Raw genomic sequence first — 15,343 nt, forward strand, 5'->3', positions numbered from 1 at the left:
AATTTAGAAGTGTTTTGTTTTAGTATTGAGTATTTAGTAGTTAGTAATAAGACCTATGGTTTGTCAGGGAGATCCGTGAGAAAGTTGAATCGTCTATTTATTCTTAAAACAAGATTTGAAAAACTAGCAATCATTAGGTCTAAATACTAACTACTAAATACTTAATACTAAAAAAGGCAGCCAGTCGGCTGCCTTTTTATAACTATTTAGTTAATTTAAATATATCGTTTCCGAAGACAAATATCATGAGGGCTACGAGGATAAAAAAGCCGACCATCTGTGCTCTTTCAAGGAATTTCTCGCTGAGTGGCTTTCCTTGAATCATTTCGATTAATAGGAAGATGACGTGTCCACCGTCTAATGCTGGGATTGGGAGGATGTTCATGAAAGCTAAAGCCATTGATAGCATACCTACAAGTCCCCAGAAGCGAACCCAGTCTACCTCTGTACCGAACATGGTTGCTATACCTACTGGACCCGATAATGCTTTATCAGCACGCACTTCGCCTTTGAAGATCTTCCCGAAACCTTTAATATTATCGGTAATCACAGAGAATGCTTTCGCAGCACCGATTGGTAATGATTCGATAAAACCATACTGATGTTGTACTAAGGGTAAGTTCGCGAATCCTAATATCGCTGATGTGTCAGCTGCTGCTTTCAATTCTATTGGAGCGCCATTACGGAGGACACCCAATACAATGTCTTTGCCCTTATTAGCTTCGATTTGGTTTTTAAACTCATCCAGTTGAACAACCGGTATTTTATTAATCGATACGATACTATCCCCTACTGCTAATCCCATCTTATCGGCGCGAGAATCTTTCTCAATTTTCGTTACAGGAAGCATCTTAAACATCGGTTCTACGAACTCGTTTTTCTTGTGTTCTGAAACGTCATTTAAGATATCTGCAGGCATTTTGATCTTGATCTCCTGCCCTGCACGCTCAACGGTCAGCTCTGCATCGCCCATTAAGACTTCGGATGCCATGATATCGCCATAGAACAAATTGGTTTCTTTGCCATTTACAGCAAGGATTTTATCACCTTCCTGAAGACCTACTTTCTGCCCGATAATACCGGGTTTAACACCGTACAGCTGCTTCGTATTCAGATCTGTAGTTCCGTAGCTAAAGGTTAGCATCCAGAACACCACAATACCGACAATTACATTGACGATAATACCACCTAGCATTACGATAAGGCGTTGCCAAGCTGGTTTGGAACGGAATTCCCACGGTTGTGGTTCCCCTTTCATTTGCTCAGTATCCATCGATTCATCGATCATACCTGCAATCTTCACATAACCACCGAGTGGCAACCAACCCACACCATACTCACATCCTTTATAATTGAACTTGAATAACTTTACGCCCCAGGCGTCAAAAAACAAGTAAAACTTTTCTACTTTAATACCAAAAGCACGAGCAGCAAGGAAGTGTCCTAACTCGTGTAATATGATTAATAATGACAGGCCCAGTAGAACCTGTAATACCATGATGATAATTCCCATCTAATTTGATTTATTGTAATTAATATCTTCGTTCTATTAAACTTCGTGCCACTCTTCTACTTTCCTCATCATAGTGCAAATAGTCTTCTAAAAGAAGGTTTTCCTTTTGCACTACCTGACACAATGTCTCTTCAATAATGTCGCTCATCCCAAGGAAGGATACTTCATCATTTAGGAAAGCCGCGACCACAACTTCATTCGCTGCATTCAAAACGCAAGGGCGATTGCCTCCTTCGCGAAGTGTCTGATAAGCTAACTCCAAATTGCGAAAGGTCTTCATATCGGGAGTTTCAAATGTTAGACTTGGATAGTTTACAAAGTTGAAACGTTCGAAATTGTTCTGAATTCTATCAGGATAAGTCAATGCATACTGTATCGGCAGTTTCATATCAGGGAGCCCCATTTGTGCTTTCATCGATCCGTCCTGAAACTGTACAAGCGAGTGCACAATAGATTGCGGATGGATAATCACTTCGACCTGATCCGCTTCTAAATCGAATAGCCATTTAGCTTCGATTACTTCCAGTCCCTTATTCATCAAGGAAGCAGAGTCTATCGTAATCTTAGCGCCCATCGACCAGTTCGGATGCTTTAAAGCCTGCGCTTTGGTCACATGCTCTAACTCTTCTCTGCTCTTTCCACGGAAAGGACCTCCAGAAGCTGTCAATACAATCTTCTCTATAGGATTTGAATCTTCACCCGGCAAACATTGAAAGATGGCAGAATGTTCCGAATCAACAGGCAATAAACGAACTTTATATTCTTCAACAAGATTCTTAATCAATTCGCCAGCAACAACAAGAGTTTCCTTATTCGCTAAAGCTATATCCTTTCCTTTCTTAATAGCAGCAATAGTTGGTCTCAACCCCACCGATCCTACGATCGCAGTCAATACGATATCGATCTCATCGAGCTGTACCGCATCGACCAAAGCATCCTCTCCGTATGATACTTCAATTCCTGTACCTGTCAAAGCCTCTTTCACCTGATTATAGGCTTGCTCATCGGAAAGAACAACTAACTTCGGTTGAAACATGATAGCCTGTTGAATCAGTAGATCTGCATTACGTCCAGCAGTTAATACAGAAACTTCAAAGCGATCCGGAAAACAAGCGACAACCTCTAGCGTTTGAGTTCCTACGCTTCCTGTTGAGCCCAATACGGCTAAATTCTTTTTTTCCAAGGTAATGTATTTATATGATATTATCCATCAAGGAAGGCTCGGAGCCTCCTTTGTAAGCCTTCATCATGTCGATATATACGACAGACATGACAACACTTACCACCGGTATAATAATAAATGAATTTACTAAACTTAATATTTTCGATACCAAAGTGTATCCTAGGTACTCTGTTCCTATCTGCAACAGATGAGTAGAAGCAACAGCCAGAATAATGACCAGCAAGCGCATAACATTGCCTTTAGTCATCGCTAAGCTAAACTTATAGGATCGTATGGTTTTAAACCCATGTTCGATAATAAAAAATGGGTAGAAAGTCGTTCTAATTAAAACAAAAAGCATGACCACGCCAGTTAAGAATGGGTGCACCTCATAGCGTACCGTGTCCATGCTGAACCCGACAAACAAGAGCGGAAAGCATAACACATACATAATCATGTAGATCACAATGGCAATCAAGCTATAGATAATCAGTCCGAAGATGTAGTTGACAAACTGCGATAAAGATGGTACAAATCCCCAGAAGCCTGGTTTCTTTTCTCCTTTGGCCAATACGATAGCATTCTTCAGCAAGACTAATTGCAGACTAAAATAAAGGCCCACAAAGGCGAGCAGTAAGATAACTTTGATGAAATAATTAGAAGAATCGAAATATAGCGCTAGGAAGGTCGATAAATTCGACGTAATGAATAACAGGAAACATAAACCAGCAATCGAAATATAATTACGCAATAAAATATCGATCGCTCTAACTACAACATCATTCGCTTTAAAAGTAATGTCTTTCAGAAATTCCAACATGGCCATATTATTAATGCAAATATGGTGATTTTTTTGGTCTAAGCAATTTTTTTAGCCTGATTAATCAAAATTATCAAACACTACAAACAGCCTTACCACACAGCGAATTGCATAAAAAAGGCTAAGATTTCTCTTAGCCCTCTGCTGTTATTTTAAATTTTCTGGAATTGGTTTCTCTAGTAAATATTGATAGTAAAAACGAACGCGTTCTTTAAAATCATATGCCTGTTTCGAACGTCCGAAGCCGTGTCTACTTCCAGGATAGATCATCAACTCAAACGGCACTTGTCTGTCAGTTAATGCATCAACCAATTGTATGGTGTTCTGCATATGCACATTATCATCTAAATCACCGTGCATAATACGCAATCTCCCTTTGTACTGATCGACATAAGGCAGGATAGATCCATTCTTGTAACCTTCAGGATTCGCTTGCGGAGTGTCCATCCAACGCTCAGTATAGTGAGTATCATATAATTCCCATCCGGTGACAGGGGCACCGGCAATACCAAAGTCGAAGTAATCCGCCCCTTTTGTCAATGCCAAACAGGTCATATAACCACCGTAGCTATGTCCAGTAATCAGCAATTTATCTTTTGCAACCCAAGGTTTAGCTTTCAGCCATTTAGCAATCGTAATGTAATCTACCAATTCCCAGTTACCTAAGTTTCTATGCATCCATGCTACCCCTTGCTTACCGAAGTGTCCCGAAGCACGGTGATCACATTCAATCTGTATCACACCTTCATTTGCCCAATACTGTCCATTCACACCCTTCCAAGTGTTCTTAACTGTACCAGCATCTGGACCACCATAGATTGACATGATGACAGGATATTGCTTTGACTCATCAAAATCCGTAGGATAGGTAATAATTACAGGCAAATTGAACTTACCATCTTCGGAAGGAATAGTGAAATACGCACGCTTTCCTACGTTATAGTTAGCGAATTCTGGAGATTTACTATCTGCCAATTCTTTAATAACTCTACCGTTATTATCTACTAATGCAACTTTCGTTGGAGTATGAATATTCGAATACAAAGTAATGAAATGCTTTCCATCAGGCGATACTTTTACATCATGCGTATAGTCGCCGAATGTCAATCTTCTAAAGTTCTTGCCATTAAAGTTAACACGGTATAAATCAACAGTAGCAGAGTTCTCTTTTCTTGCAGTAAAGTATAGTACCTTCGCTTTTTCATCGATGTGAGCAATCTCTTTTACCTGCCACTCTCCAGAAGTTAACGGATTAACCAGCTTGCCTGATAACGTATAAAGGTAATAATGCGCCCATCCTGTCTTATCCGATTTTAAGATATAATGCTTATTATCTGCTAAGTAGGTGATTCTCTCATCATGATCTAAATTGATCCAAGTAGGCTGTTCTTCGTTGTAGATTTCAGACTTGGAACCGTCGTTCGGGTTTACCGCATAGAACTTCAGGTTCGTTTGATCGCGGTTCATCCACTGCACCATGATAGATTGGCTATCAAAGCTCCAATATGGCTGACCGAAATATTGATCATCTTTTTCATTAAAAGAAGCCCATACCACCGGAGAGCCTTCAACCTTAACAAAACCAACCTTTACCTCTGGATTCGGATCCCCTGCTTTTGGATAGCGTGTCTCTTCCAAATACCCATGTTGTCCCTTTGAAACATAGATAGGGAACATCGGAACGTTGGTATCATCGAAGCGCATGAAAGCGAGTTGCTTGCTATCTGGCGACCACCAGAATGCCTTATAATTAGTCGGACGACCAAGAATTTCTTCATAATATACCCAAGATGACCAACCGTTGTAGATTACGTCGGTCCCATCAGTTGTATACCTTATTTCTTTACCTGTGTTTACATCTAAACTATATAGATCGCTCTTGCGTGTAAAAGCAACATATTTCCCGTCAGGAGATAAAGTAGGATTCTGCTCATCAATCTCAGGAGATTGTGTCAATTGTTTAGCTTGACTGCCCGGATATTGGATATAGATATCTTTATCTTTTACAAAAACCTCAGTTGAGGATTTCGTAGGATAAGTATAGCCCTTCTTTTCTCCCGTTTTAACATTAACCTGGAAAAGTTGGCTTCCGCTGCTTTCAATATAGTTTGACTCATCAGCCCATCCTCTGAAACTACTGATCGGCTTAGTTAATGAAGGAGCTTGCCCCCAAGATTGTTCGAATGTTAACTTCTTAGTTTGCGCATTTGCTCCATCCACTGCTACAAACAGCAAGGCTGTAAAAGCAACAGGTAAAATTCTGTTCATAAATAAAATTACTTAGTGAAGTTCCGAAAATAAGAAAAACAAATCGTTCTTGCTCGCAATCCGTGTAACTTATTTAGTTAAGAAGAAATATTACCTTTTAGAAGGGTATAAAAAAAGCCACTAGTCAGTGGCTTTTATCTTTTTTATGGACAACTTAGAAGGAGAAATTGTCTTTTTGTATTAATTCTCCGTTGCTTTCGTAATTTGAATCGTCTTGGTTCGGTTCATATCTTTTTTCAACTACTTCTTGGTTCGATTTGATATATTCTACCACATCTTGCAATCCTTCAGCAAACTTTTCAAAGTCCTCTTTATATAAGAAAATCTTATGTTTAATGAATTGTCCGTCTTCGAAGCGTTTTTTGCTTTCCGTAATTGTCACATAATAGTCGTTAGAGCGAGTTGCTTTTACATCAAAAAAATAAGTACGCTTACCTGCTCTCACCTTTTTTGAAAATACCTCTTCACGCTCTTTGTTATCAAAATCTCCCATTAGATTAGTATAAAATTTAAGTTTAACCCTCTATTTTCAGTCATAAATATATAATAATTAATTTCAATCGACCAAATTTTATTAAAAAAAAATATATTTATATTAAGGCGTTAATCTGCATGAGGTTCAAACGTTTGGAGAGACCTAAAACTATTTCACCGATTTTTTTCAGCATTTCACCGAAAAAAAGGCTCCGAAGACCTATTAGCTATGGGCAGATCCTTATATTCGCTCTACTTTTGGGTATACTTAATTAAATGACGCAAGGCTATGAACACACAACAAACAAACAAGAACAACGGCGAGAAACCACCAAAGAACAATAACTCGACTACGATGGCCGGGATGTTCATTGTATTCTTCGGTGTAGCTATCTTGTTGAAGAACATGAACATGGGAAGCATTGTTCCTTCATGGATCTTTGGATGGGAGACCATCTTGATCATCATCGGTTTAGTGATCGGAGTAAACTCAAAATTCGAAAAGAAATCATCTCTTATCCTGATCGCAATCGGTACTATCTTTTTACTGAAGAATGAACTGGATTTATCATTCGGCCGCTTTATCATCCCCGTAGGCGCTATTATTCTAGGCGTTTACTTGATCAAGCGTAATCGCGAAGCCCCAAAACTACCGCCGACAACACCTACAGACGACGAATACGACTGGGATAAGCGCGTCGGCTATGGCGACCCTGCAGCTTATGAGGGAAACCAATCAGAATCCAATACAGCAAACACTACAAATTCCTATGCTCAAGCGGACAGCACTGAGCATGGGAATCGTTCCTATAGAAGCTACCGCCCTGATTTCGAAAACTACCTTAAAGTAGACAACTTCTTCTCAGATACCAAAAAGATTATTTTATCAAAGAATTTCTTAGGAGGAAATATAACCTCGGTTTTCGGCAGCACCAACTTGAACTTCCTGCAAGCAGATTTGAAACAACCGGTTGTCATTGATACCTTCCAATTATTTGGCAGCACGAAAATCATCGTTCCAACAAACTGGCGTGTATCTTCCAATGTCGCATCAGTATTTGGCGAATTGGACGACCGTCGACCGATGATTGAAGTAACGACTGACGAGAATAAGAAAATCTATATTACAGGGACCTCTATATTCGGCGGCTTGACCATCAAAAACAGCTAACATACCCTATGAGAAAACCGCTCAACGAACAAAGCAAACGCTCTGTAATCCACGCCTCGTCATGGATTATTTGCGTTTTATACTTCCTGATTGTCTACAGTCTATTGTGGTGGTCGAAAGTTGCTAAAGAAGCAGCAATTTACGATGCCACAATCTCTGCGTTATCCATTACCGGCATCACCTACTTAGTATATAGCTCATTACAATATTACCTTCCGAACAACAAAAACTTCTGGAAGCTTTTTTCTATAGCGGCCATATTTACCTTGATCAGTATTCTGATTACGCGTTTCTTGATCATTCAATTCGTACCGGATGAAGATCTCCTTTATTTAACCTTTAGCCTCCCATTCCGCTTTGTTATCAACTTCTTGATCATCAGTTGCGTCATGATTATCAATATCTTTTGGAATATGCAAGAGGAGCTGCTAGAAAATAAGCGTAGAAAGGACGAAAGCGAACGCATGGTACGCGATGCCGAATTATACAACCTGCGACAACAGCTACAACCTCACTTCCTATTCAATAGTTTAAACTCCATAATCGCGCTTATCGGCAGCAAACCAACAGAAGCCCGCAACATGGTGTTCCAATTATCCGACTTCCTGCGCGGAACGATGCGTAAAGACGATCGGCAATTCAGCACTGTCGAAGACGAGCTCAATCACTTGAAGCTTTATCTCGATATTGAAAAGGTTCGGTTTGGACACCGCCTCTCGACCGAATTCGAATACGACGATGAGGTATTGTCCGGCAAAATTCCCGTAATGATCCTTCAGCCCTTAGTGGAAAATGCTATCAAATTCGGATTATACAATGTCACCGACCAGGTTTTAATAAAAATACACTTAACTTTAACAGATAATATACTGACTATACAAATCAGCAATCCATTTGAATCCGATCAGACTGAACAAAAGAAAGGCACCGGATTCGGATTATCCAGTATACAAAGACGCCTATATTTGCTATTTGGGCGCACGGATTTATTGCTGACAGAGACACAAGACCAAACGTTTATATCTACATTAAGAATACCACAATGATAAAGACTATCCTAATTGATGATGAACCCTTAGCACGCAGCATGGTGCTCGAATATCTTCAACAGCATCCTGAATTCCAAGTTTTAGCGGAGTGCAACGATGGTTTTGAAGGCGTAAAAGCGATACAGCAACATCAACCTGATTTGATCTTCCTCGATATACAGATGCCGAAATTAACCGGTTTCGAAATGCTGGAACTTCTCGATAGCCATCCGCATATCATCTTCACAACAGCATTTGATGAATATGCATTAAAAGCATTTGAGAAGAATGCAATCGACTATTTATTGAAACCCATCCGTCCGGACCGTTTTGAGAAAGCCATCGATAAGTTTAAAGCATCTTTTCAGAGCAACGCCAATCCGAAAATAGAAACAGAGAAACTTCAGGAAACTTTAGAGGAAGAATCTCTAGAACGCATCGTCGTAAAAACGGGGGCTCAAATTAAGATTATCCCAGTACAACAGATAAACTATTTGGAAGCCTATGATGACTATGTTAAAATACATACCAACGACGGCATGTATCTGAAGAATAAAACAATGAGCTCCTTCGAGAAGCAGCTTGATGGCAAGCATTTTGTCCGCGTTCACCGCTCCTTTATCGTTCGTGTCGACTTGTTACAGAAGATCGAACCCATGGAAAAAGACAGCTATATCGCTACCTTGAGTAGCGGAGGCAAAGTTAATATCAGTAAATCCGGATACGCGCGATTGAAACAGGTAATCGGTTTATAATTTGTTTTGTAGATTTGGGGATGACAATCAAACATCTAAGCATATGTTTCGGTATGCTGTTCTTTTTGCTGCAGAGCACATTCGCACAGTCGGAAGACGAACGCAAGAACCGCGCAGTATATAACAGAATCGAATTCTTAATCAATACGCAGCAAGCAGACTCTATTTACTCGCTCGCGGCGCCATCTTTCCAACAAGCCATCAGTAGGGAAGATTTTATCAGTACTTCCGAGAAGCTATTTTCTTTAGGGAAAATTCAAAACTCGGAGCTGGACAAATTTAGCAAAGGCACCGCGCTATATCGTGTTTCATTTGCGAGCACTGAACTTGGGCTAGCATTGGCAATCGACTCCACGATGATGTTTACCGGCTTGATGTTTCAACCAATAGAACCGAAACAGGGACCGAAGAAAGAAGCTGTTATCTCTCAGGTAGAAACCAAAAACCCCTTAGATTTCTTTGTAGACTCGCTAGCGCGCAGCTATGCAGAGCAACAAAATGCGCAGTCGCTCGCTATTGCTGTCATCCACAAGAACAAGCTAAATAGTTTCTTCTACGGGGAAACGGCAAAGGGAAACAATACCCTCCCCGACGGCAACACCCTATATGAGATTGGATCTGTAACAAAAACATTTACCGCGTCCCTTCTCGCAGACTTGGTCAACAAAGGAACAATCTCTCTAGACGACACCATCACAAAGTTCCTTCCCGATTCGGTCGCTATGAATCCGGCGTTGCAAAAAATTACGTTTAAGACCTTAGCGAACCACACTTCCGGATTGCCAAGATTAGCCGATTATATTGATAAAAACCCAAAATTCAATCAGGCAGATCCTTACGCGGTATACGATCGTAAAGCATTATTCTCCTTCTTAAAACATGTAAAACCAGCACGCGAACCAGAGGAAGAATTTGAATACAGCAACATTGGTTATGGCCTTTTAGGTGAGTTGATTAGCATCATCAGTAAAAAGCCATACATGCAATTGATGAAAGAACAATTGCTAACGCCTTTAGAAATGACCAACACCAGCGATAAGATTGACCCTAAGAACAAAAACATCGCAAAACCATACAACAAAAACGGTGAGGAAGTTGCCTACTGGCATTTCCAAGCCCTGACAAGCACGGGTGGGCTCAAATCATCATTGAATGATTTACTTCGCTACACCATTGCCCAATTGACTTTCCCCGAGACTGACATCCAACGTGCAATGCACCTGACCAAGCAATTCACATACTTCATCCCACCAAACACCGACATCGGTCTGGCCTGGCGTATGAATATGCTCGATGATCAAATCTATTTCCATCATACCGGAGCAACCGGCGGTTTCAACGCCTTTGTAGGCTTTGTACCCGATGAAAAAGCAGTAGTCATTATGCTCGCAAACTCCGAATTAAGTGTCGGAGAACTAGGAAAGAAACTATTAGAGAAGGTATTGACGACGAAATAAAATAGTATTTAGTAGTTAGTATTTAGTATAAAGACCTATGGCGACCAATATGGTCTCATTTATACGGAATACAAAATATCCTGTCTAACCTATCATCCCCTTTGATGGGGCAAGAGGGTACTTATTACAAAATACTGAAAAAGGGATAGTCAGTATTAGGTCTAAATACTAACTACTAAATACTTCCTTAATTATACTTTTTAAGCAAATTCTCAATCACTTTCGGGTAGTGCAAGTGCTCCAATTGTTGACCATTGAATTTAATAACTTCAAGCGTATCGCCGGGTTCCACACGGAACTTCGCTTGATAGATGACTTCTCCTTCATCGAAGTTTTCATTCACAAAGTGGATCGTAATGCCGTGTTCTTCCTCTCCTGCTTCTAATACCGCTTTGTGAACACGATCGCCATACATTCCTTTTCCGCCGAATTTAGGAAGAAGTGCTGGGTGTATATTGATGATTTTATTTGGGAATGCTTTCAACAAGTTGTCTGGAACTAGCCATAGGAAGCCAGCAAGAACAACAAGATCAATGTCTAATCTTTTTAATAGATCGACAACTTCATTACTTTCATAAAAATCATGTCTATCGAAAACATGTGTTGGAATTTCAAAGTTATCAGCGCGCTGTAACACGAAGGCTTCCGGGTTGTTGCTCAGCACTAAGGCTACTTCGGCACCGTCAGAATATTTGAAATGCTCCATAATCTTTTGAGCATTTGAACCAGAACCTGAAGCAAAAATAGCGATGCGTTTTCTCACAATGTTTCTTTGATTGATAAATAAATAAATGAAATCAATCCAAATATAGCGGTTTTTTTGAAAAGTAGGGGTAAGTGGGCTCGCAATTGAGCTGAAATCAGTAGATTTAGCTAAGTTAAAAGCGGATTTTACAAGATTATGAAGAATTTTATATTTAGCCTCGTCCTATTTCTTATCATGCTGACTACTGCCAATGCACAGGTTCCCGATACATTACCGACTTTTAAAGGCATGTTCAAAATGGAGAACAATCAAGCTTTCACTTCCGATTCGCTCTCGCAAAAAGGAATTAATGTATTAGTATTCTACGATCCAGGATGCGGGCATTGTCAGGAACTGGCATCCGAGATCGGAAAGTCCTTAGATAAATTTAAAGAGCATACTGATTTTTATTTTGTTGCAATGCAGGAAAAAGGCCAGGTCGAAGGCATGTTAAACATGTTCGCCAAAGAACTTATCAGCAAACCAAATGTACATTTCCTCCACGACCCTACAGGTCAGTTTATATTAGCCTTTAACCCAAAGAACTTCCCCTTTGCGTATATCTATAACGCAGAAACCGGAAAGGAAATTAAGCATTTCAACGGCGAAGGTAAGTTAAGGAAGCTTTTGCCCTATCTGGATATTAGACATTAGATTTTAGATGTGAGAATTTAGACCGTGGGATTGATAGTTATTTGTTTTGAACCAGGAAAGGAAGGATGCAAGGATAATCAGGATGTTTTGTCTTTGAACCAGGAAAGGAAGGATAAAAGGATGACCATGATCCTGCTAATCCTTACATCCTTCCTTTCCTGGTTCAAGACAAAATATCCAATCAACCATCCAATCAATCAATCAATCAATCAATCAATCAATCAATCAATCAATCAATCAATCAACCATCCAACCAACCAATCAATCGACCCAACGGTCTAAAATCTCATATCTAACATCTAATTTCTAAATAACAAACCACTAAACTTCACCAAATAATCTCGCCAGTTCGACCAGGTATGTCCACCTTCGGATTCATAATACGTATATTTCATTCCGATTTCGTCAAGTTTCTTGCGGTATGTTTCGCCGGTTTTGTAGAGAAAATCTGTCTTTCCCATACCGATCCAATAGAGGGCAGTTCCATTCTTCTTTTGTTGCAGAAGGTTTTGGTCGAAATTGTCGTAAACAGCGATGTTGGCGGCATCCGTTAAGCGGTAGGCTGCAGAGAATAAACCGACATAGTCGAATGTATTGGCATAAGTTGCGGAGATGACCATGGTATGCGATCCTCCCATCGAAAGACCTGCAATGGCTCTATTCTTTTTCCCTTTTTTTATGCGGTAGTGCTTCTCGGCGAAGTTTATGATTTCCATAAAGTTTGATTCCATCTCCCCTGTTCCAACATCGGGTGTACGGAATTCAACAGGGTACTCCCCTTTTTCCGAATTGCCGGGCGCTGCAGAATTAGAGGTATGTCCATTCGGCATGACTACAATCATGGGCACGATCTGACCCGCAGCAATCAGATTATCCATAATCTGCGTCACTCGCCCTAAACTTGGCCACGCTTCCTCATCGCCTCCCATGCCGTGCAACAGATACAATACCGGATACGACTTTTTAGAACCTTCGTAGCCCGGCGGCGTATATATGCTCATTCTTCGCTCGCCATGATTGATTGCCGATGGATACCATACTTTGGTCAATGTTCCATGCGGAACAGCATGAGTTCTATAAAGTTCTGCCTGCGCGCCATTCGTTATGAAATAGTTGAACACATTACTGACGTCGCGAATCTGGTATACATTTAATGGATCATTGATCCGAACCCCATCAACCAGAAAATTATACAAGTATAGATCGCGCCCCATAGTGGCTTGTTTCGCCGTCCATAGACCGTCCGCATTTTTTGTCATTCTAAGCTTATCGCCCCCCGGAGAGTCCGCAGACAACCAATTCCCCAATACATAAACCTCCTTGGCCTGCGGAGCAACAAGATTGAAAGTGACCGTATTATTGGCCGCAACTTCCGGCGAACGCACATCCGCCAGCTTTTTACCAATATTCTCCTGCCCTTGCACAGGATTGCTAAGGCAAAGAATAAATAAAACGAGGGAAATCAAAGGAACTATTCTCATGCTGTGGAATTTTAGGTTTATATAGTATATATCTAATATAAAAAACTTTTGCCATTCCATTGAAACCATAAGAGCTATGAAAGTTCTTGACGGCCATTCAAAGCTGAACTTTCGGAAAATCCTAAAGGCGACGATTTTCGATAACAACGATAATAAATCGACATTATTAGACAAATAATCTATTTAAATATTTATCTTTGCGGCTCCAAACAAAATACAATGAATCATCCTGTTAAGATAAAAAATGCATTGGTTTCAGTTTACTACAAAGATAACCTTGCGCCTTTAATTCAATTATTACATACTTACGGTGTTACATTTTACTCAACTGGCGGTACAGAAGCGTTTATCCGCGACTTAGACATCCCTGTGGAGCGTGTTGAGGACCTTACAGGTTACCCTTCGATCTTAGGTGGCCGCGTAAAAACGTTACACCCGAATGTATTCGGTGGTATTTTATCGCGTCGCCCATTAGCGGAGGATAAGCAACAATTAGATCAATATGAGATTCCAGAAATCGACTTAGTGATCGTTGATTTATACCCATTTGAAGAAACTGTAGCATCTGGTGCTGCTGAGCAAGATATCATCGAGAAGATCGACATCGGTGGTATTTCATTGATCCGCGCCGCTGCGAAAAACTTCAACGATGTCGTGATCATCTCTTCGAAAAATGATTACACGGAATTAGAGGAAATCTTAAAAAATCAGGAAGGTGCAACAAGTTTAGAGCAACGTAAATCGTTTGCGAAACGCGCATTCAATACTTCTTCGCATTATGACACTGCGATCTTCAACTACTTCAACCAAGAGGAGCCAATCGAAGTGTTCAAACAATCGGAGCAAAAAGCACAAACATTGCGTTACGGAGAAAACCCACACCAAAAGGGTGTATTCTTTGGAAACTTAGACGCCATGTTCGATAAATTAAACGGTAAAGAACTTTCATACAACAACTTAGTAGACGTTGATGCAGCAGTTGCTATTATCGACGAGTTCCAGGAGCCTACCTTCGCGATATTAAAACATACCAATGCTTGTGGTGTTGCTTCTCGCAATACAATCAAAGAGGCTTGGTTAGCCGCGTTAGCATGTGATCCTGTATCCGCATTTGGTGGTGTTTTAATCTGCAATGCAGAGGTTGACAAGGAAACAGCAGAAGAAATCAACAACTTATTCTTTGAAGTGTTGATAGCACCTTCATACAGCGAAGATGCTCTACAAGTATTGACAGCTAAGAAGAATCGCATTATCCTACGTCGTAAAGAAGTAGCATTACCTTCACAACAGTTCAAAACTTTGTTGAACGGTGTTATTCTTCAAGATAAAGACAATACGGTCGAAGGTCCTAAGGAAATGACTTCCATTACGGAAGTAAAACCTACGGAAGAGCAATTAAAGGATCTTTACTTCGCTAATAAAATCGTTAAGCATACAAAATCTAACACGATCGTATTTGCTAAAGACGGTACTTTAATCGCTTCAGGCGTTGGTCAAACATCACGTGTTGATGCATTAAAACAAGCAATCGAGAAAGCACAATCTTTCGGTTTCGAAATCAAGGGCAGTGTGATGGCATCGGATGCCTTCTTCCCATTCCCTGACTGTGTTGAAATCGCTGGTGACGCTGGTGTTGTAGCCGTATTGCAACCAGGTGGTTCCATCAAAGATCAATTGTCAATAGATATGGCTAACGAAAAAAGAGTTGCTATGGTAACTACAGGCGTTAGACATTTCAAACATTAATTGTTAGATATTAGATTTTAGACATTAGATATTAGACGTATGTCGTCTAGAAAAAGAAGGTGTCTAAAA

General features: G+C 40.3%; 13 protein-coding genes. 6 read left to right on the forward strand and 7 right to left on the reverse strand.

The features are described from left to right. Positions 1-202: 202 nt before the first annotated feature. The 5 genes from rseP to B2400_RS14050 all read right to left on the reverse strand — a co-directional run bounded on the left by rseP (position 203) and on the right by B2400_RS14050 (position 6,256). Positions 203-1,513, reverse strand: coding sequence for an RIP metalloprotease RseP (rseP, locus tag B2400_RS14030; protein WP_149525197.1), 1,311 nt, complete (start codon positions 1,511-1,513; stop codon positions 203-205). A gap of 19 nt (positions 1,514-1,532) precedes the next feature. Further along, positions 1,533-2,696: a 1-deoxy-D-xylulose-5-phosphate reductoisomerase gene (locus B2400_RS14035; RefSeq protein ID WP_149525196.1), complete on the reverse strand. Its 1,164-nt coding sequence runs from the start codon at positions 2,694-2,696 to the stop codon at positions 1,533-1,535. 10 nt (positions 2,697-2,706) lie between these two features. Then, the gene (locus tag B2400_RS14040) at positions 2,707-3,495 is read right to left on the reverse strand and encodes a hypothetical protein (RefSeq protein ID WP_293934374.1); all 789 of its coding nucleotides are present in this window, start codon (positions 3,493-3,495) and stop codon (positions 2,707-2,709) included. A gap of 147 nt (positions 3,496-3,642) precedes the next feature. Then, positions 3,643-5,763 carry a S9 family peptidase gene (locus B2400_RS14045; protein WP_293934377.1) on the reverse strand — a complete coding sequence of 707 codons (2,121 nt, stop codon included), beginning with the start codon at positions 5,761-5,763 and terminating at the stop codon, positions 3,643-3,645. A gap of 154 nt (positions 5,764-5,917) precedes the next feature. After that, positions 5,918-6,256: a DUF3276 family protein gene (locus B2400_RS14050; protein WP_149525193.1), complete on the reverse strand. Its 339-nt coding sequence runs from the start codon at positions 6,254-6,256 to the stop codon at positions 5,918-5,920. A gap of 270 nt (positions 6,257-6,526) precedes the next feature. Between B2400_RS14050 and B2400_RS14055 the strand changes: the two genes are divergently transcribed. The 4 genes from B2400_RS14055 to B2400_RS14070 are packed head-to-tail and all read left to right on the forward strand — an operon-like array spanning position 6,527 to position 10,648. Next, on the forward strand, positions 6,527-7,408 hold the full coding sequence (locus B2400_RS14055; RefSeq protein ID WP_246172477.1) for a LiaF transmembrane domain-containing protein: 882 nt from the start codon (positions 6,527-6,529) through the stop codon (positions 7,406-7,408). Positions 7,409-7,416: 8 nt separating this feature from the next. After that, a complete protein-coding gene (locus B2400_RS14060) occupies positions 7,417-8,454 on the forward strand; it encodes a sensor histidine kinase (RefSeq protein ID WP_149525192.1) in 1,038 nt (345 codons plus the stop codon). Further along, the gene (locus B2400_RS14065; RefSeq protein WP_149525191.1) at positions 8,451-9,191 is read left to right on the forward strand and encodes a LytR/AlgR family response regulator transcription factor; all 741 of its coding nucleotides are present in this window, start codon (positions 8,451-8,453) and stop codon (positions 9,189-9,191) included. The genes B2400_RS14060 and B2400_RS14065 overlap by 4 nt, the downstream gene beginning before the upstream one ends. 20 nt (positions 9,192-9,211) lie before the next feature. After that, complete coding sequence (locus B2400_RS14070) at positions 9,212-10,648, forward strand: serine hydrolase domain-containing protein (RefSeq protein ID WP_286652146.1); 1,437 nt, start codon at positions 9,212-9,214, stop codon at positions 10,646-10,648. Between the two features lie 187 nt (positions 10,649-10,835). Here B2400_RS14070 and purN read toward each other — a convergent pair whose 3' ends face one another. Next, complete coding sequence (purN, locus tag B2400_RS14075) at positions 10,836-11,411, reverse strand: phosphoribosylglycinamide formyltransferase (RefSeq protein WP_149525189.1); 576 nt, start codon at positions 11,409-11,411, stop codon at positions 10,836-10,838. 138 nt (positions 11,412-11,549) lie between these two features. Here purN and B2400_RS14080 point away from each other — a divergent pair, with 138 nt between their 5' ends. Then, positions 11,550-12,047 carry a TlpA family protein disulfide reductase gene (locus B2400_RS14080; protein WP_149525188.1) on the forward strand — a complete coding sequence of 166 codons (498 nt, stop codon included), beginning with the start codon at positions 11,550-11,552 and terminating at the stop codon, positions 12,045-12,047. A gap of 299 nt (positions 12,048-12,346) precedes the next feature. On the opposite strand, the gene B2400_RS14085 is transcribed toward B2400_RS14080, so the two are convergent. Continuing rightward, on the reverse strand, positions 12,347-13,528 hold the full coding sequence (locus tag B2400_RS14085; protein WP_293934388.1) for an esterase: 1,182 nt from the start codon (positions 13,526-13,528) through the stop codon (positions 12,347-12,349). Between the two features lie 219 nt (positions 13,529-13,747). On the opposite strand from B2400_RS14085, the gene purH reads away from it, so the two are divergent. Further along, positions 13,748-15,274: a bifunctional phosphoribosylaminoimidazolecarboxamide formyltransferase/IMP cyclohydrolase gene (gene purH, locus B2400_RS14090; protein ID WP_149525186.1), complete on the forward strand. Its 1,527-nt coding sequence runs from the start codon at positions 13,748-13,750 to the stop codon at positions 15,272-15,274. Positions 15,275-15,343 lie beyond the last annotated feature (69 nt).

The organism is Sphingobacterium sp. UBA6645 (genome assembly GCF_002455685.1).
Taxonomy (GTDB): Bacteria; Bacteroidota; Bacteroidia; order Sphingobacteriales; family Sphingobacteriaceae; genus Sphingobacterium; species Sphingobacterium hotanense.

Coding starts and splice junctions, on each gene's coding strand:
- rseP (WP_149525197.1), bottom strand. CDS start 1,513: ATGGGAATTATCATCATGGTATTACAGGTTCTACTGGGCCTGTCATTA.
- B2400_RS14040 (WP_293934374.1), bottom strand. CDS start 3,495: ATGTTGGAATTTCTGAAAGACATTACTTTTAAAGCGAATGATGTTGTA.
- B2400_RS14045 (WP_293934377.1), bottom strand. CDS start 5,763: ATGAACAGAATTTTACCTGTTGCTTTTACAGCCTTGCTGTTTGTAGCA.
- B2400_RS14050 (WP_149525193.1), bottom strand. CDS start 6,256: ATGGGAGATTTTGATAACAAAGAGCGTGAAGAGGTATTTTCAAAAAAG.
- B2400_RS14055 (WP_246172477.1), top strand. CDS start 6,527: ATGAACACACAACAAACAAACAAGAACAACGGCGAGAAACCACCAAAG.
- B2400_RS14060 (WP_149525192.1), top strand. CDS start 7,417: ATGAGAAAACCGCTCAACGAACAAAGCAAACGCTCTGTAATCCACGCC.
- B2400_RS14065 (WP_149525191.1), top strand. CDS start 8,451: ATGATAAAGACTATCCTAATTGATGATGAACCCTTAGCACGCAGCATG.
- B2400_RS14070 (WP_286652146.1), top strand. CDS start 9,212: ATGACAATCAAACATCTAAGCATATGTTTCGGTATGCTGTTCTTTTTG.
- B2400_RS14080 (WP_149525188.1), top strand. CDS start 11,550: ATGAAGAATTTTATATTTAGCCTCGTCCTATTTCTTATCATGCTGACT.
- B2400_RS14085 (WP_293934388.1), bottom strand. CDS start 13,528: ATGAGAATAGTTCCTTTGATTTCCCTCGTTTTATTTATTCTTTGCCTT.
- purH (WP_149525186.1), top strand. CDS start 13,748: ATGAATCATCCTGTTAAGATAAAAAATGCATTGGTTTCAGTTTACTAC.